Annotated in this window: 13 protein-coding genes; 7 read left to right on the top strand and 6 right to left on the bottom strand. The window is 69.8% G+C overall.

The genetic code is table 11. From position 1 onward, the window contains the following. The first annotated feature begins 167 nt into the window (after positions 1 to 167). The 3 genes from CS062_RS22945 (at position 168) to CS062_RS22935 (ending at position 3,482) form a co-directional block, all read left to right on the top strand. A complete protein-coding gene (locus CS062_RS22945) occupies positions 168 to 965 on the top strand; it encodes a DUF72 domain-containing protein (protein WP_099863988.1) in 798 nt (265 codons plus the stop codon). A 141-nt stretch (positions 966 to 1,106) separates the two neighbouring features. Beyond that, positions 1,107 to 2,303, top strand: a complete 1,197-nt coding sequence (locus CS062_RS22940; RefSeq protein ID WP_099863986.1) for a GGDEF domain-containing protein — start codon at positions 1,107 to 1,109, stop codon at positions 2,301 to 2,303. Positions 2,304 to 2,366: 63 nt separating this feature from the next. Continuing rightward, a complete protein-coding gene (locus tag CS062_RS22935) occupies positions 2,367 to 3,482 on the top strand; it encodes a calcium:cation antiporter (RefSeq protein WP_099863985.1) in 1,116 nt (371 codons plus the stop codon). 85 nt (positions 3,483 to 3,567) lie between these two features. Here CS062_RS22935 and CS062_RS27340 read toward each other — a convergent pair whose 3' ends face one another. The 4 genes from CS062_RS27340 to CS062_RS22915 form a co-directional block, all read right to left on the bottom strand. After that, positions 3,568 to 5,118, bottom strand: a complete 1,551-nt coding sequence (locus CS062_RS27340; protein WP_303645166.1) for a methyl-accepting chemotaxis protein — start codon at positions 5,116 to 5,118, stop codon at positions 3,568 to 3,570. A 150-nt stretch (positions 5,119 to 5,268) separates the two neighbouring features. Continuing rightward, entirely contained in the window at positions 5,269 to 6,813 is a 1,545-nt protein-coding gene (locus tag CS062_RS27335; RefSeq protein ID WP_099863983.1) for a methyl-accepting chemotaxis protein, read from the bottom strand. A gap of 175 nt (positions 6,814 to 6,988) precedes the next feature. Next, positions 6,989 to 10,273 (bottom strand): fused isobutyryl-CoA mutase/GTPase IcmF, encoded by a 3,285-nt coding sequence (gene icmF / locus CS062_RS22920; RefSeq protein WP_099863982.1) that lies wholly within the window; start codon positions 10,271 to 10,273, stop codon positions 6,989 to 6,991. A gap of 182 nt (positions 10,274 to 10,455) precedes the next feature. Continuing rightward, positions 10,456 to 11,478 carry a hypothetical protein gene (locus CS062_RS22915; protein ID WP_099863980.1) on the bottom strand — a complete coding sequence of 341 codons (1,023 nt, stop codon included), beginning with the start codon at positions 11,476 to 11,478 and terminating at the stop codon, positions 10,456 to 10,458. A gap of 185 nt (positions 11,479 to 11,663) precedes the next feature. Here CS062_RS22915 and CS062_RS22910 point away from each other — a divergent pair, with 185 nt between their 5' ends. Continuing rightward, positions 11,664 to 12,293 carry an ANTAR domain-containing response regulator gene (locus CS062_RS22910; protein ID WP_199174329.1) on the top strand — a complete coding sequence of 210 codons (630 nt, stop codon included), beginning with the start codon at positions 11,664 to 11,666 and terminating at the stop codon, positions 12,291 to 12,293. 68 nt (positions 12,294 to 12,361) lie between these two features. Here the strand turns inward: CS062_RS22910 and CS062_RS22905 are convergent, their stop codons facing one another. Beyond that, positions 12,362 to 13,354: a PEP-CTERM sorting domain-containing protein gene (locus tag CS062_RS22905; RefSeq protein WP_099863978.1), complete on the bottom strand. Its 993-nt coding sequence runs from the start codon at positions 13,352 to 13,354 to the stop codon at positions 12,362 to 12,364. 314 nt (positions 13,355 to 13,668) lie between these two features. Between CS062_RS22905 and CS062_RS22900 the strand changes: the two genes are divergently transcribed. The 3 genes from CS062_RS22900 to CS062_RS22890 are packed head-to-tail and all read left to right on the top strand — an operon-like array spanning position 13,669 to position 16,710. Then, complete coding sequence (locus CS062_RS22900) at positions 13,669 to 14,892, top strand: CmpA/NrtA family ABC transporter substrate-binding protein (RefSeq protein WP_099863977.1); 1,224 nt, start codon at positions 13,669 to 13,671, stop codon at positions 14,890 to 14,892. Positions 14,893 to 14,942: 50 nt separating this feature from the next. Beyond that, on the top strand, positions 14,943 to 15,875 hold the full coding sequence (gene ntrB, locus CS062_RS22895; protein WP_099863958.1) for a nitrate ABC transporter permease: 933 nt from the start codon (positions 14,943 to 14,945) through the stop codon (positions 15,873 to 15,875). Positions 15,876 to 15,903: 28 nt separating this feature from the next. Next, entirely contained in the window at positions 15,904 to 16,710 is an 807-nt protein-coding gene (locus tag CS062_RS22890) for an ABC transporter ATP-binding protein (RefSeq protein ID WP_199174328.1), read from the top strand. 110 nt (positions 16,711 to 16,820) lie between these two features. On the opposite strand, the gene CS062_RS22885 is transcribed toward CS062_RS22890, so the two are convergent. Continuing rightward, positions 16,821 to 17,889: type IV pili methyl-accepting chemotaxis transducer N-terminal domain-containing protein (locus CS062_RS22885; protein ID WP_099863956.1), on the bottom strand; the 1,069-nt coding region annotated here is incomplete at its 5' end.

The raw sequence follows: 17,889 nt of genomic DNA, 5'->3' as shown, positions 1-17,889 counted from the left end.
ATGGACTGGAGCGAGCGTCGGCCGCATCTGGGCGGCGCGCTGGGCGCGGCCTGGCTGCAGGCGATGCTGTCCCAGGGCTGGCTCGATCCCGACCCCGACAGCCGCGCGCTGCGCGTCACGCGGCGCGGGCAGACCCGACTCGAACGACTGCTGGAGGACATGACGACATGAGCACCTCGATCCATGTGGGCATCGGCGGATGGAACTTCGAACCCTGGCGCGAGACCTTCTATCCCAAGGACCTGCCGGCGTCGCGAGAACTGGAATACGCCAGCCGCAAGCTGACCGCCATCGAGGTCAACGGCACCTACTACTCGACCTTCAAGCCGGCCACCTTCGCGAAGTGGCGCGACACGGCGCCCGAAGGCTTCGTGTTCTCGCTCAAGGCCAACCGCTTCACCACCAACCGGCGGGTGCTGGCCGAGGCCGGCGAGTCGGTCATGCGCTTCATCGACAGCGGCGTCGCGGAGCTCGGGCCCAAGCTCGGACCCATCGTCTGGCAGTTCGCGCCGAGCAAGCGCTTCGATCCGGTCGACTTCGGCGCGTTCCTGAAGCTGCTGCCGGGGCAGTCCGGCGGCGTGAGGCTGCGTCACGCGCTCGACGTGCGTCACGAGAGCTTCCGCAGCCCCGAGTTCCTGGCGATGGCGCGGGACCACGAGGCCGCCGTCGTGTTCACCGAGTCGGACGACTACCCGCCCATCCCGGACCTGACCACCGACTTCGTCTACACCCGGGTGATGCGCACCCGGTCCGAACTGGTGACCGGCGTCACCGAGGAGGAACTCGACGGCATCGCGGCCAGCGCCTCGCGCTGGGCTTCGGGCGGCCAGCCGGACCGCCTGCCGCTGGTGGAGGCGGACCGCGCGCCGCCGCGACGGCCGCGCGACGTGTTCGTGTTCTTCATCAGCGGCGCCAAGGAGCGCGCGCCCGCCGCTGCGATGGCGCTGATCGAGCGTCTGTCCTGAGCGTTCGGTCCCGAGCGCTCGTGACCGGCCCTCGTCCCGGGCGGCGGACTGCGGGGCGCGCCGGCTTCGCGCCGCTGTCACGCCTCGGGCCCGCGATGTAGGGGGACGGCAGCGGGCTGCGGATCACTACACTCGCTCGTCATGGCGTCCATCCACATCCCCACGCTGATGTTGGCGCTGCTGAGCGGCTTCGCGATGCTCGGCGTGCAGCTGTGGGCGGCACAGCGCAGCCGGCTGCGCTACCTGGACCTGGCGGTGTGGACCTGGGGCTCGTGGACGCTGCTGGCCGGCTTCGCGATGCTGACGGCCCGGGTGGTGGTGCCGGTGTGGGTGTCGGCGCTGCTGGGCAACGGGCTGATCGCGCTGGGCATCGTGTTCTACAACGAGGCCATCCATCGCCATGTGCTGGGCCGCGCGCTGCCGCGCTGGATGTGGTGGAGCGCACCGACGGTGGCCTGGGCGCTCACTGCCTGGATGCTGACCTGGCCGCTGGCGGTCCGCACCAGCGCGATCTCGCTGGTCTTCGCGCTGCTGCTGTGTCCGGCCATCCTCGTGCTGCTGGGGCCGGGTTGGCGCGGCGAGTCGTCGCTGCGCGCCGTCGGCCTGACGCTGGTGGCGGCCGCGGCCAGCCTGCTGCTGCGCAGCGTGCATGCGCTGACGAATCCGGAGGAGTACCGCGATCTGATGCAGAGCAGCCTGGGCCAGGGCCTGACCTTCCTGTTCAGCTTCATCTGCCTGATCGGCGCGGGCTTCGGCTTCGTGCTCGCCAATTTCGAGCGCATCGCGCGCCGCATGGAGGAGATGGCTTCCACCGACGGCCTCACCGGTTGCCTGAACCGGATGACCGCGGATGCCCTGTTGCGGCACGAGCTGGAGCGCGGTCGCCGCGAAGGCACGCCGCTGGCCTTCGTGCTGCTGGACCTGGACCACTTCAAGGACGTCAATGACTGCCACGGTCACCATGCCGGCGACGATGCCCTGCGGGCCTTCGCGGCCGAGGTGCGCGCGCGGCTGCGGGCGTCGGACGTGGTGGGGCGCTGGGGCGGGGAGGAGTTCGGGCTGGTCCTGCCGGCGACCGATGGACCGGGCGCGGCGCGGCTGGTGGAGCAGATCCGGGAGGCGGTGGCGACGCTGCGGCTGTGCGATGGCGACGGCCACGACTTCACCTTGACCGTGTCCGCCGGCATCGCGGTCGCGGAACCCGGCGGCCAGTTGACCGCCGACCAGCTGTTCATGCGCGCCGACCGCGCGCTCTATCGCGCCAAGGACGGCGGTCGCAACAACGTGCAGCTGCACGACAGCGGCTGGGAGCTGGGCATGGAAAGCCCCGCGGCCTGAACCGCGTGCCGCCGCCTGGCTTCGCCATGGACCGTCGATCGTCGTGGTCTATGCTCGGTGCCCATGCGTGCCAAGTCCTCGAACTCCCTCCTTGCCCGCCTGCCGGCGGCCCTGCCGATCTGGACCCTGCTCGCCCCGCTGGCGGCGATCCTCGCGCTGCTGGGCCTGACGGCCGGCGGCAACTCGACGCTGGTGCTGGCGGTGGTCAGCGCGCTGCTGATCGCCGCGGTGCTCGCGGCGGTCCACCACGCGGAGGTGGTCGCGCACCGGGTGGGCGAGCCGTATGGTTCGCTGGTCCTGGCGGTGGCGGTGACCATCATCGAGGTGGCGCTGATCGTGTCGCTGATGCTCGCCGGCGGCGAGTCCACCAACACGCTGGCGCGGGACACGGTGTTCTCCGCGATCATGATCGTCTGCAACGGCGTGCTGGGCCTGTGCATCCTGGTCGGCGGCTGGAAGCACCAGGAACTGGCCTTCCGCGTCGAGGGCACGAGCCCGACGCTGGCGGTCCTGGCGGCGCTGTCGGTACTGACGCTGGTGCTGCCGGCCTTCACGACCAGCTCTCCGGGACCGACCTTCACGACGGCGCAGCTGCTCTTCGCCGGCGGCGTGTCGCTGGTGCTGTACGGCGCCTTCGTGTTCGTGCAGGCGGTGCGGCACCGCGACTACTTCCTGCCGGTGGCCGGTGTCGACGACCAGGACGCCCATGCCGAGCCGCCGAGCTGGCGCGTCGCCGGCCTGAGCCTGGCGCTGCTGCTGGTGTGCCTGGTCGGCGTGGTCGGCCTGGCCAAGCTGCTGGCGCCGACGATCGAGCGCGGTGTGCATGCGATCGGAGCGCCGCCGTCGCTGGTGGGGGTGATCGTGGCGATGCTGGTGCTGCTGCCGGAGACGGTCGCGGCGGTGCGCGCGGCCCTGCACAACCGGCTGCAGACCAGCCTGAATCTCGCGCTGGGATCGGGGCTGGCGAGCATCGGATTGACGATCCCGACGGTGGCGGTGCTGTCGCCGCTGTTCCCGCACTCGCTGGTGCTGGGGCTCACGCCGCTGAGCATGGTGCTGCTGTTCCTGACCTTCATCGTCGGTGGCCTGACGCTGGGCGGCGGCCGGGCGACGGTGCTGCAGGGCGCGGTGCACATGGTCGTGTTCGTCGTGTTCCTGTTCCTGGCGGTGGTGCCGTGAGGCTGCGAGCCTGATGGCCAGGGCCGCCCGAGGGCGGCCACCTGGTGACCTGACGGTTCGACGCTTCGCCTTTGGGGCCGCGCCGTCACGCCGCCAGCCGGAAGGCGCTCACCAGGGCGTTGAGTTGCGCCGCCTGCGAGCGCAGGCTGCCTGCCGCGGCGGCGGATTCCTCGACCAGCGCGGCGTTCTGCTGCGTCATCTCGTCCAGCCGCTGCACGGCGACATTGACCTGGCCGATGCCGTCCTTCTGTTCGGCGGCGGCCGTGGCGATCTCGCCGACGATGTCGGCGACGCGGCGCACGCCCTGCACGATCTCGCCCATCGTCGTGCCGGCGTCCTGCACCAGCCGCGTGCCGGCATCCACGCGCGAGACGCTCTCGCCGATCAGGGCCTTGATCTCCTTGGCCGCGCCGGCCGAACGTTGCGCCAGCGCCCGCACCTCGCCGGCCACCACCGCGAAGCCGCGACCCTGTTCACCGGCCCGCGCCGCTTCCACCGCCGCGTTCAGGGCCAGGATGTTGGTCTGGAAGGCAATGCCGTCGATGACGCCGATGATGTCGTTGATCCGCCGCGAGCTCGACTCGATCTGCTGCATCACCTCGACCACCTCGCTCACCACGTCGCCCCCCTTGGAGGCCGAGTCGCGCGTCGCGCTCACCAGCGCATTGGCCTGTTGCGCCGAACTGGCCGTGTGCGCGACCGTGCCGGTCAGCTCCTCCATCGACGACGCCGTCTGCTGCAGGTTGGAGGCGGTCGCCTCGGTGCGCGCCGACAGGTCCTGGTTGCCGGTCGCGATCTCCTGCGTCGCGACGTTGATCGTCTCGGTGCCGTCGCGGACCTGGCGCACCATGCGCCGCAGCGCATCCTGCATGGCGCTCAGCTCGCGCAGCAGCACGCCGATCTCGTCGCTGCGATCGACGACGATGTCCTGGCTCAGGTCGCCGCTGGCGATCGTCTGCGCCACCACGCCGGCGCGCACCATCGGCGCTCGCACGGACTGCGTGATCCGCCAGGCGATGAAGATGCCCAGCAGCACCGCCAGGCCGGTCAGCGCCAGCATCAGCGTCGCCGCCTGCGTGGCCTGCTCGCGCTGACGCGCCGCATAGGCGTCGGTGTCCTCGGAGATCAGCGCCACCAGCTTCTCGACCGACGCCAGGTAGCTGGTCGCCGCAGGGATCAGCGTCTGGTCGACCTGTCGCTGGCCCGCCGCCGGATCGGCCTTGATCGCGGTCATCACGCCCTTGCGGATATCGACATAGCGCTTCCGCTCGGCGGCGATGACCGACAGCTGCGCCTTCTGCTCCGGATCGTCGATGGCCTTCTCCAGATCGGCCTGCAGCTGGTTGATGCGCTCGGTGGTGCGCGTCATCTCGCCCGACAGGAAACCGCTCAGGCCATCGTGCCCGCCGGACTTGGCCATCGCCATCACGCGATTGAGGTTGAGCTCGGTCGCGGCCCGCCAGTTCGTGGCCATCAGCCGGCGCTGCTCGAGCACATGCAGGCCGTCGCTCAGGCGCACCATCTCCCGCAGCTTCATCACCCCCACGCCGGTCATCAGGGCCGCCATCGCGAGCACCGCCGCGAAGCCGACCTGCAGCAGGGTGGTGATCTTCATCCGGTTCAGCATTTGCAGCATGGCGGACTCCCGTCGACGTGGGTGCGATCGATTATGGGAGTGCCCCCAGGAGGCGGCAAGGCATGGAACACCCGGGCCCCTCGGGTCGGGGGCTGGGCCGAAGGTGCCGGGTCATGCGCCGCGGCGCGGGGGCCGGCGGCGCCCGGGCGCTCAGGCCAGCCGGAACACCCGCACCAGCTCCGCGAGTTCCTTGGCCTGCTGCTGCAGGCTGTCCGCGGCGGCGCTGCTCTGCTCGACCAGCGCGGCGTTCTGCTGCGTGACCTGGTCGAGCTGGGTCACCGCCTGCCCGATCTGCTGGATGCCGCGCGACTGTTCATGGCTGGCGGAGGCGATCTCGCCGATCAGCGTGCTGACCTGCCGCACCTGTTCGACGATGCCCTGCATCGCCGAGCCGGCCTCGTCCGCGAGGCCCGACCCCGACTGCACCTGCTCCACGCTGCGACCGATGAGCGCCTTGATCTCGCGCGCCGCCTGGGCCGAGCGCTGCGCCAGCGCGCGCACCTCCGACGCGACGACCGCGAAGCCTTTGCCCTGTTCGCCGGCACGGGCCGCCTCGACCGCGGCATTGAGCGCCAGGATGTTGGTCTGGAAGGCGATGCCGTCGATGACGCCGATGATGTCGGCGATCTGGCGCGACGAGGTGCTGATGTCCTGCATCGTGCGCACCACCTGCTGGACCACGCCGCCACCCTGGCCGGCGGCCTCGGCGGCGCGCGTCGCCAGCTGATCGGCCTGGCCGGCGGTGGAGGCGTTGTTCTGCACCGTGCTCGACAGCTCCTCCATCGACGCCGCCGTCTGCTGCAGGCTGCTGGCCTGCTCCTCGGTGCGCTGGCTCAGATCGAGGCTACCGGTGGCGATCTCGCTGGAGCCGGTGGCGATGCTCTCGCTGCTGTTGCGCACCCGGCTGACGATGTCCCGCAAGGAGCCGGCCATCGCCCCCAGCGCGGCGATCAGTCGCGCCGCTTCATCCTGGCCGGTCGTGGCATCGCGGGTGCGCAGGTCCCCTTGGGCGACGGCCTCCGCGAACTGCACCGCTTCCTGCATGGGCGCAGTGATCGAGCGCGTCGTCAGGAAGGCGGCGGCCAGCGCGATGAGCACCGCGACGGCGGCGGCCGCGAGGCTCCAGGTGCGCACCGAGGCGGCGGTCGCCTCGGCGGCATGGTAGGACTCGGCGCCGACGCGCACCTGCAGCGCCAGCAGCGCATCGATCGAGGTCTTGGCCTGCGCGCCGAGCGTCGCGATGCGCTCGCCGTAGAGGGCCTGGGCCTTGGCGATGTCGCCGTCGCGCACCGCGTCCCGCGTCGGCAGCAGGCCCTGGCGGACATAGTTGCCGCGGACTTCGGCGAAGGTCGTGGCCAACCGCTTCTCCTCGTCGGTGAGGTAGGTGGCCATGTAGTCCTTCCACAAGCCGGTGATCGTGGCGATGTTGGCCTGCAGCTGCGGATCGAGTGCCGGCAACTGGGCCGGATCGCGGATCATCTCCGTCACCAGGATGCGATTGCGCAGCATCAGGCTGTCGATCTCGCCGATCTGCTTGAGCGGGATCGTGCGGTCCTGATAGAGCGTCTTGAGGTCGGCGAAGACGCGGCTGCTGCCATTGATGCCCAGCGCCGAGACGGCGAGGATCAGCAGCAGCATCAGCCCGAAGGCCAGCGAAAGACGCATGCCGGTGGCGAACTGGCGCAGGAGGGTCATGACAGTCTCCAGGGGCTCGTGGTTGGAACGATCCTGGAGGTCAATTGCACGATGTGTGCCAGTCCCAGCGGTATCCCATGCCTCGGGGACGCGAGGCGCCGCGATGGCGGCATTCGTTCACGCCGCGGGACGCCGTCGGGCGCGGCGGGCGGCGGGACCGCGCCGCCGCGGCGGCTCACATGCTGCGCCGGTACTGGCCACCGACCTCGAACAGCGCGGCGGTGATCTGCCCCAGCGAACACACGCGCACCGCGTCCATCAGCACCTCGAAGACGTTGCCGTTGTCGATCACCGCCTGCTGCAGGCGCTTGAGCATCGCCGGCGATTCGGCCGCGTGACGCGTATGGAAGTCCGCCAGCCGCGTCAGCTGGCTCTGCTTTTCGTCGTCGGTCGAACGCGCCAGCTCGATGTGCTCCGGCACCGGGTCGCCATGCGGGTTGCGGAAGGTGTTCACGCCGATGATCGGGTACTCGCCGGTGTGCTTCAGCATCTCGTAGTGCAGCGACTCCTCCTGGATCTTGCTGCGCTGGTAGCCGGTCTCCATCGCGCCCAGCACGCCCCCGCGCTCGGCGATGCGCTCGAACTCGGCCAGCACCGCCTCCTCCACCAGCTCGGTGAGTTCCTCGACGATGAACGCGCCCTGGCTCGGGTTCTCGTTCTTCGCCAGGCCCCATTCGCGGTTGATGATCAGCTGGATCGCCATCGCGCGCCGCACCGATTCCTCGGTCGGCGTGGTGATCGCCTCGTCGTAGGCGTTGGTGTGCAGCGAGTTGCAGTTGTCGTAGATCGCGATCAGCGCCTGCAGCGTCGTGCGGATGTCGTTGAACGCGATCTCCTGCGCATGCAGCGAGCGGCCGGAGGTCTGGATGTGGTACTTCAGCTTCTGGCTGCGCTCGTTGGCGCCGTACTTGTCGCGCATCGCCACCGCCCAGATGCGGCGCGCGACGCGGCCCAGCACCGTGTACTCGGGGTCCATGCCGTTGCTGAAGAAGAAGCTCAGGTTGGGCGCGAAGTCGTCGATGTGCATGCCGCGCGCCAGGTAGGCCTCCACGAAGGTGAAGCCGTTGGACAGCGTGAACGCGAGCTGCGAGATCGGGTTCGCGCCCGCCTCGGCGATGTGGTATCCGCTGATCGACACCGAATAGAAGTTGCGCACGTCGTGGTTGACGAAGTACTGCGCGATGTCGCCCATCACCTTCAGCGAGAACTCGGTCGAGAAGATGCAGGTGTTCTGCCCCTGGTCTTCCTTGAGGATGTCGGCCTGCACCGTGCCGCGCACGTTGGCCAGCACCCAGGCTCGGATCTTGGCGGCCTCGTCGGCGGTCGGCTCACGGCCGTTGTCGGCCTTGAACTTCGCGAGTTGCTGGTCGATCGCGGTGTTCATGAACATCGCCAGGATCGACGGCGCCGGGCCGTTGATCGTCATCGACACCGAGGTGGTCGGGCTGCAGAGGTCGAAGCCGTCGTAGAGGACCTTCATGTCGTCCAGCGTCGCGATGCTGACGCCGGAGTTGCCGACCTTGCCGTAGATGTCCGGCCGCGGCGCGGGATCGGCGCCATACAGCGTGACCGAGTCGAACGCGGTGGACAGCCGCTTCGCCGGCATGCCCTCGGACACCAGCTTGAAGCGGCGGTTGGTGCGGAACGCGTCGCCCTCGCCGGCGAACATGCGGGTCGGGTCCTCGCCCTCGCGCTTGAACGCGAACACGCCGGCCGTGTACGGGAAGCTGCCGGGGACGTTCTCCAGCATCAGCCACTTGAGCAGCTCGCCCTGGTCCTCGTAGGGCGGCAGCACGACCTTGCGGATCCGGGTGCCGGACAGCGAGGTCGACACCAGCGCCGTGCGGATCTCCTTGTCGCGGATCTTCACGACGTACTCGTCGCCGGCGTAGGCCTTCTGCATGTCGGGCCACTGCGCGAGCAGTTGACGCGCGTCGGCATCGAGCCTGGCCTGGCGAGACGCCGCCAGCGCTTCGAGGGCCGCCACATCCGCCTGCCCATCGGCCTGCCCGAGCATTGCGGCGCTGGCGGTGAGCTGCTGGATCTCGCGCGCCAGCCGCGCCTGGGCGCGGGCGCGCCTCTTGTAGGCACGCACCGTGTCGCTGATCTCGGCCAGGTAACGTGCGCGCGCCGGCGGCACGATCGGCGTCTGGTGGGTGCTGAAGCGCGTCGACACCGCCGGCAGGCGGCCATCGCGCAGTTGCAGGCCCAGGCCGGCCAGGCGCGGCTTCAGCGCCTGGTAGAGCGCGGTGACGCCGTCGTCGTTGAAGCGGCTGGCCATCGTGCCGAAGACCGGGAGATCCTCGGCCTTCTTGCCCCAGGCTTCCTTGTTGCGTTGCACCTGCTTGGCGACGTCGCGCCACGCATCGGCCGCGCCCTTGCGGTCGAACTTGTTGATGGCGACGAACTCGGCGAAGTCCAGCATGTCGATCTTCTCGAGCTGGCTGGCCGCACCGAACTCGGGCGTCATCACGTACATCGGCACGTCGACGTGCGGCACGATCGCGGCATCGCCCTGGCCGATGCCGGAGGTCTCGACGATGACCAGGTCGAAGCCGGCGACCTTGGCCGCGGCGATGACGTCGGGCAGCGCCTGCGAGATCTCCGATCCGAAGTCGCGGGTGGCCAGCGACCGCATGTAGACGCGCGCTCCCGCGGCCCAGGGCCCGATCGCGTTCATCCGGATGCGGTCGCCGAGCAGCGCGCCGCCGCTCTTGCGCCGCGATGGATCGATCGAGATCACGGCGATGCGCAGCGCGTCGTCCTGGTCCAGGCGCAGGCGGCGGATCAGTTCGTCGGTCAGCGAGGATTTGCCGGCGCCGCCGGTGCCGGTGATGCCGAGCACGGGAATGCGGCGGTCTGCCGCCGCAGTGCGCAGCGACTGGGTGAAGGCAGGGTCGGCCCGGCCGTTCTCCAGCGCGGTGATCGCCTGCGCGAGCGCGCGCCAAGCGCCTTCCGTGTGGCCTTGCAGCGCGGCGATGTCGGCCGGCGCGGCGGCCGACAGGTCGCGGTCGCAGCGCATGACCATCTCGCCGATCATGCCTTGCAGGCCCATGCGCTGGCCGTCTTCGGGGCTGAAGATGCGCACGCCCTGGTCGGCCAGGTCGCGGATCTCCGCCGGCACGATCACCCCGCCGCCGCCGCCGAAGACCTGGATGCTGTCGCCGCCGCGCTGGCGCAGCAGCTCCACCATGTACTTGAAGTATTCGACGTGGCCGCCCTGGTAGGAACTGACCGCGATGCCCTGCGCGTCTTCCTGGAGCGCCGCGGTGACGACCTCGTCGACCGAGCGGTTGTGGCCCAGGTGGATGACCTCCGCGCCCATGCTCTGCAGGATGCGCCGCATGATGTTGATCGCCGCGTCATGCCCGTCGAAGAGGCTGGCGGCGGTCACGAAGCGGACCTTCTGGGTGGGGCGGTACTCGGCCAGGGCCTTGTACTCGGCGGACATCTCGGTCATGACGTTTGTCTCCGGCTTGGGGGGCGCGGGCGCCTGCGGCCGGCGAGGGTGGACCGCCGCGGTGCCTGTCGTGGGTCGATCCCTTCTGGGGATCGACCATGGGCGCCGATTCTAGGTGCCGGTTGACGTTTACGTAAACGTGAGAAGGCCGTGCTTGCCGACCCGCGAAGGGCGGGTAATCCCTAGGGGGAGGGCGTGCGGCGGCGTCGGCCCAGCGTCGCCAGCAGCACCAGCCCGCCGAGGGTCAGCGCGCCCATGCCGGGTTCGGGGACCGCGACGACCACGTCGGCGAAGGACTGGGCGTAATTGACGCCGGCGCTGTTCAGCGCGGTGAAGCCGCTGACGGCATTGCCGTCAGCATCGGTGACCGACGAGATGCCGTCCCAGTAGAAGCTGTTGGTGAAGGCGGCTTGCGACTGCGCGCTGAGGAAGCCGATGACCGGGTCCGCGCTGTCGTGCAGGAAGGAGGACGACATCGCGGTGCCCTGCCACAGCATCTCGATGGGACGGCCGAATTCGAACTCCAGTTGCAGGTCGTAGACCCCGAGGCCCTCCCGCGAACCGCCGGCGACGACGCGGTCGTTGACCATCGCCAGATAGTCGTACCCGTACTGCGACACCCAGCCGGGCCCGGGGAAGTCCATCGCGACCCCCGAGGCGCGCATCGTCAGGTTGGCGCTCCAGAAATAGGACATCTCGCGATCGGGACCGGGGATGGGCTGCCCCGTCGTCGTGTCGGTGGAGGCATGGCCCATGCCGACGTCGCCCTCGAGCACGACGCGGAAGCTCATGACGCCGCGGGTGCCTTCCACGCAGGTCAGGCAGGTGATGACGAAGCTGTCGGCGCCCTCCACGCTGGCCATCGACTCGGCACGGGTGCCGGGCTGCACGCCGGAGACCGAGGTCTGGGTCGTCCCGGTGCGCGACACGAAGGTGAGGTGGCCGAAGGTCGCGGTGGCCGAGGAGCGCGCCTCGGCGTTCTGCGCGAGGCTGGGCGATTGATCCAGCAGGACGGCCTCGGCGGTCGACCAGACGGACGAGCCGCCGGTCTTCCATTCGCCGATCTGTTCGGCGTTGCGGGTCGCGGTCTGGCTGCTGGCGGTGGCGATGGATCTGAACTCGGCGGCGCCGGCCGCGGCGCTTCCCAGCGACAGCAACGCGACCAGCAGGACGTCGACAGGCACTCGATGCGAAACATGGCGCATGGCGCTCTCCCTGGCGGCAGGGATGCCGCAAGCTGCGACGGTACGGCGATCCGCCGTCTGGCGCGGCCCCTCCCAAACAGGACCGCGGGCACGGCCGTTGCGCGACCGCAGGAACGGCGATTGCTCCGCGCCGGCGCGTCCCGCCCGACCGGTGCGCTCGGCATGGAACTTGCGCCGTCTCCGCGGTGAAGCCGCCGCAAGCCCCCGCTGCCAGCCCGGAGCCGCCCGCCCCGGCGGGGCTGCGCGTGCTCGTCATCGACGACGGCGCACACCGCGCCGACCTGCTGCGCGACGAGCTCGCGCGCCAGGGGCACGAGGTGGTCGGCGTCATCGAACAGGCGACGTTGATCCACGACTGCGTGCTGCGCCTGCAGCCGGACGTCGTGATCGTCGACGCGGAGTCGCCGACGCGCGACACCCTGGAGAACCTCGCCACGCTGTCCGCGAAGACGCCGCGCCCGGTGGTCGTCTTCGCCGAGGACGAGGACCGCGGCACCATGCGTCGCGCGATTCAGGCGGGCGTCAGCGCCTACGTCGTGGCGGGCCTGCAGGCGCAGCGCCTCGCACCGGTGCTGCACGTGGCCATCGCGCGCTTCGAGCAGGACCTCGCGCTGCGCACCGAGCTGAGCCACGCGCAGGCGCAACTGGCGTCGCGCAAGCTCGTCGACAAGGCCAAGGGCATCCTGATGCGGGAGCAGGGCCTGGACGAGGACCAGGCCTACCAGCGGCTGCGCAAGCTCGCCATGGACCGCGGCGAGCCGATCTCGCAGGTGGCGCAGCGCGTCATCGACGCGCACGACCTGCTGCGGGGCTGAACGCACCGCCGCGGCGCGTCGGCGCCACAGGACGGTGCGCGCCGGCGTGTCGGTCGCTTCAGGTCGCTTCAGGCGCGTCGGCGCCGCCCGATGACCGCCAGCGCGGCCAATCCGCCGAGCATCAGCGCCCACGCGCCGGGCTCGGGCACGACGGCCGCCGCCAGGGCGTAGTTGTAGCCATCGGCGCTCAGCGCGGAGATGTTCCCCACCGGGTTGTTGTCCAGGTCGGTGACGTAGACGCCGCCGAAGGTGATGTTGTCGATCTGGTTGGCCATCGCCAGCGCCCAGGCGTCGGTCTGGCCGCTCGTGCCGGATCGGACTTGCGCCGTCACCCAGGACTGCAGATGGAGGCCGAAGCTGATCGGCTCGCCGTAGACGAACTGGAACATGAAGGCGCCGTCGTCGCGGATCTCCCAGGCGGAGTGGTTGCCGTTGCTCTGGATGTCGTACATGACGTACGAGGAGCCGGCCTGGGTGTGGCTGGGCTCGCCCCAGGGCGGGGGCGGGACGCCGGTGCTCGTCGCGCCGTTGGCGGTGGAGTAGTTCAGCGCCGTTGTCTCGTAGGCGCCTTCGGGCCGGCCGGTCCAGGGACTGAAACCGCCGGTCGAGATGTACTGGCCGATGTTGCCGCCGACGGCGAGGCCCGCCCAGGCGACGGTGCCATTGACGCAGGTCGGGCAGGTGATGACGAAGGTGTCGGTCAAGGAGATCGAGGAGCCCACTTCCACATAGGCCGACCGCTCGAACTCCAAGGTGTTCAGGAACACGCTGGCCGACGCGAAATTGGACAGGCTGGTCCGGCTTGCCTGGCTCCAGCCCGTCCCGATGGCCAGCAGCGAGCCCATCGAGTTGTCGGTGACCGTCAAGTTCACCGAATCCACCTGTCCCAAGGCGAGCGAGCCGCCGCCTTGGATCGGGCCGGCCGCGGGCGTGGCGGCCCCGTCGCGATAGATCACGGCCTGCTTGCCGCTGGTGATCTCCAGCGCCAGGGCCTGGCCGGACAGGCCGACGGCGAGCGCGGCGGCGGCCAGCGACCGCGCGTTGCGGAGCAGAGGATGCATGGCGGTCTCCCTTGCCGCATCGTTCCCGGCGGCTTCACGGAAGTTAGCCGACGGCGGACGCGCGCGCCGCCCCTCGAAACCGCTTCCGCGGGCACGCCGCGTGCGAGACCTTGGCACGCTTCATGCGTAGTGATCGGCAAGCCCTCGCAACGGCGTGAGGGTCGCCCCAGAAAGGTTCGGACAAAGGCGTCCGATCGCACCCGCGCACCGCGTCGGGTCGATCGCGACGCCTTTTTCTTTTGGTCGATTCATTGGAGCGCGCGTCGGTCGCGTCCCGGAGGTCCTGAATGCAACACGGTTCCAAGGAGGGTCTGATGAGCGCTGAGCGTCGCAAGCTGCTTGCCGCTGGCGCGGCGCTGGGCGGGTTGTCCGCGCTGCCGGGCGGCGGCGCGTATGCCGCGGGGTCGGACAAGCCGGAGAAGGAGGAGGTCCGCATCGGCTTCATCCCGCTGACCGACTGCGCGTCGGTGGTCATGGCGGCCGCGCTGGGCTTCGACAAGAAGTACGGCATCAAGATCGTGCCGACCAAGGAAGCCTCCTGGGCCGGCGTGCGCGACAAGCTCGTCAACGGCGAGCTCGACATGGCGCATGTGCTCTACGGTCTCGTCTATGGCGTGCATCTGGGCGTGGCCGGTCCGAAGAAGGACATGGCGGTGCTGATGACCCTGAACAACAACGGTCAGGCGATCTCGCTGTCGAAGAAGCTCGCCGACGCGGGCGCGGTGGACGGCGCCTCGCTGGCCAAGGTCATGGCGAAGGAGCAGCGCGACTACACCTTCGCCCAGACCTTTCCCACCGGCACGCATGCGATGTGGCTCTACTACTGGCTGGCCGCGGCGGGTGTGAATCCGATGAAGCAGGCCAAGGTCATCACCGTGCCGCCGCCGCAGATGGTGGCCAACATGCGGGTGGGCAACATGGACGGCTTCTGCGTCGGCGAGCCCTGGAACCACCGGGCCATCATCGATGGCATCGGCATCACCGCGGCCACCACGCAGGACATCTGGAAGGACCATCCGGAGAAGGTGCTCGGCACCACCGGCGACTTCGTCAAGAAGTACCCCAACACCGCACGCGCCGTGATCATGGCGGTGCTCGAGGCGGGCCGCTGGATCGACGCGAGCCTGTCCAACAAGCAGAAGATGGCCGAGACCATCGCCGACAAGGCCTACGTCAACACCAGCGTCGATGCGATCAACCAGCGCATCCTGGGCCGCTACCAGAACGGGCTCGGACGCACCTGGGACGATCCCAACTACATGAAGTTCTTCAACGACGGCCAGGTCAACTTCCCCTGGCTGTCCGACGGCATGTGGTTCCTCACCCAGCACAAGCGCTGGGGCCTGATCAAGGAGCATCCGGACTACCTGGGCGTGGCCCGCCAGGTCAACCAGGTCGAGCTCTACAGGCAGGCCGCGACGGCGTTGGGCGTCTCCGTGCCCAAGGAGACGATGCGCACCGCCAAGCTGTTCGACGGCGTCGTGTGGGACGGCAAGGATCCCGCGAAGTACGCCGACAGTTTCAAGGTCCGCGCCTGAACCGCGCCCGGATGCATTCCCGATTCCCCTGATCGACGCAGGAGCTCGCCATGGTCAGTGCCGTTTTCCATTCCCCCGCCGATGCGTCCGCCGAGGCGATGACGGTGTCGGTGGCCACGCCGCGGCCGCTGGCACGCGACGCGGCCCACGAGCCGGCCGCTGGCCCGGCCGCCTCGCCGGCGGTGCCGGATCGTCCGCCGCGCAGGCGCATCGACTGGCGCTCGGTGTGGATGCGTGTCCTGCCGCCGCTGCTGGGCCTGGGCCTGCTGTGGCTGGTCTGGACCGTCGCGACGCTCAAGGGCGGCGCCTTCCCGACACCCGGCGCCACCTGGGACGCCGCCGTCCAGCTGTTCGCCGACCCCTTCTATCGCAATGGTCCCAACGACCAGGGCATCGGCTGGAACATCCTCAACTCGCTGGAGCGGGTCGGGCTGGGCTTCGGCCTGGCAGCGGCCGTCGGCATTCCACTGGGCTTCATCATCGGCCGTTTCGAATTCGCGAGCCGCATGCTGTCGCCGCTGATCAGCCTGCTCAAGCCGGTGTCGCCGCTGGCCTGGTTGCCGATCGGCCTGCTGGTCTTCAAGAGCGCCAACCCGGCGGCGATCTGGACCATCTTCATCTGCTCGATCTGGCCGATGGTGGTCAACACCGCGGTCGGCGTGCAGCGCGTGCCACAGGACTACCTGAACGTGGCCCGGGTGCTGCGGCTGTCGGAGTGGAAGCTGGTGACGCGCATCCTGTTCCCGGCGGTGCTGCCCTACATGCTGACCGGCGTGCGGCTGTCGGTGGGCACGGCCTGGCTGGTGATCGTCGCGGCGGAGATGCTGACCGGCGGCGTGGGCATCGGCTTCTGGGTCTGGGACGAGTGGAACAACCTCAACGTGCGGCACATCCTGATCGCGATCTTCGTGATCGGCATCGTGGGCCTGCTGCTGGAGTGGGCGCTGATGGCGCTGGCCAGGCGTTTCTCTTTCGATGATTGACCGCGCCACGCGCGACCAGGAGATCCTGATGAGCACCACCCCCTTCATCCGCGTGCAGCGGGCCGACATGGTCTTCTCGACCCGCCAGGGGCGCTTCCATGCGCTGCGCGACATCGACCTGGACATCGCCAAGGGCGAGTTCGTGACGCTGATCGGTCATTCCGGCTGCGGCAAGTCAACGCTGCTGAACCTGATCGCCGGCCTGCTGCGGCCCACCGGCGGCGGGCTGCTGTGCGATGGCCGGGAGATCGCGGGTCCCGGGCCGGAGCGCGCCGTCGTGTTCCAGAATCATTCGCTGCTGCCGTGGCTGACCTGCTTCGACAACGTGCTGCTGGCGGTCGAATCCGTGTTCGGCGGCCGCGAATTCAAGCCTCGCCTGATGGCGCGCGCCGAGGAGGCGCTGCACTTGGTCGGCATGGGGCATGCGATGTTCAAGCGGCCGCATGAGATCTCGGGCGGCATGAAGCAGCGCGTGGGCATCGCGCGGGCGCTGGCGATGGAGCCCAAGGTGCTGCTGATGGACGAGCCCTTCGGCGCGCTGGATGCGCTGACGCGGGCGCATCTGCAGGACGAGCTGCTGAAGATCGTCGCCGCGACGCACAGCACGGTGGTGATGGTCACGCACGATGTCGACGAGGCGGTGCTGCTGTCGGATCGCATCGTGATGATGACCAATGGACCGGCGGCGACGATCGGCGAGGTGCTGCCGGTGGAGCTGGCGCGGCCGCGAGACCGCGTGGCGCTGGCGGAGGACCCGGTCTACGTGCACGCGCGCAAGGCGGTGATCGACTTCCTCTACACGCGGCATCGCCACAACGAGGCCAAGGCCGCCTGACGGTGGGAGACCCTCACCCCGACCCTCTCCCGCAAGCGGGAGAGGGCGTGTTCCCAAGCGCCGTATGACGCCCACTCCCGTTTTCGGGAAAGGGCCGGGGCGAGGGGCATTTACCCCAGGATGATCTGCAAGCTTTGCTGGTAGTGCCCGGTGAGCAAGTCCAGACGATCAAGCAGGATCTCGCTGCTGCGGGCCAGCCCGCCGGCCGCTTCGCGGCCATGGGCGTCGCGCAGGCTGCGCATCAGCCGCAGCCATTCCGCGCCGACCTCCGCCAGCAACGCCCGGATCGCATCGCTCGACAGCGGCGAGCTCTCCAGCTCCGCCAGCCCGGCGGCAAAGCGATCCAGGCTGTCGAGCAGCACCGCCGGATCGCGACCGGGCAGCAGGTCCGCCAGCAGCGCCTCCTTCGCGAGCTGCTGGCTCAGCATCCGCTGGCGACCGCAGAGGTTGACGACATGCAGCGGCTTGCCGCCGCCGCAGGCCGCGATCGCCGAGGCCAGCGCGTCGGAGTGGGCGCGCAGGTCGTCGGCGGCCGCGTCGGCCGCGAGCAGCGCTTCGGGCGTCGGCTTGCCGGCGAGCAGCGGCTCCAGGCGCCGCCAGGCGTCGATGACCGGATCGACCTGCAGCGGTGTCAGCGAGGGCGCCAATCCCGCGACCGGCGAAGGAGCGGGCACCACCGCGGGCATCACCGCGGGTAACAGCGCCGGCAGCCGCGACAGGTTGGCGGCCACGCGCGCGCAAGAGTCGTCCTGCAGCGTCTTCGCCCGCTTGGCTTCGATGCCGGCGGCCCGCTGCGCCATCAGCTTCACCAGTCGCTGGCTGAGCATGCGCTGCTGCCCCGCGAGGTTGACCGCCTCGGCCAGCTGTGCCGACTGCACCACCGACCTGGCCACCTCGCCGAGTCGCAGATGCGCATGCATGGCGGCATCGCGCAGCAGGCGGAAGGCGCTGTCCTCGTCCAGGTCGCGCGCCGACATCAGCAGGCCCTTGGCGCGCTCGGTCCACTTGCGGTCGTCGAGCTGCGCGCGCACCGCCGCGAAGCGGTCGGCCTGCCAGACGGCCCAGCGCAGCTGGCGGCGCAGCGCCTCGGCGGCCGGCATCGACTCCAGGATCAGCTGCACGCCGAGCGCCATGGCGCGCTGCAGGAGCGGCGGCCGCAGGGCTGGCGCGTCGGGCATG

The sequence above is a fragment of the Roseateles chitinivorans genome (assembly GCF_002761755.1).
Taxonomy (GTDB): domain Bacteria; phylum Pseudomonadota; class Gammaproteobacteria; order Burkholderiales; family Burkholderiaceae_C; genus Roseateles; species Roseateles chitinivorans.
Note: the sequence above shows the minus strand (reverse complement) of the source record. Positions and strands in the feature narration are given on the sequence as shown.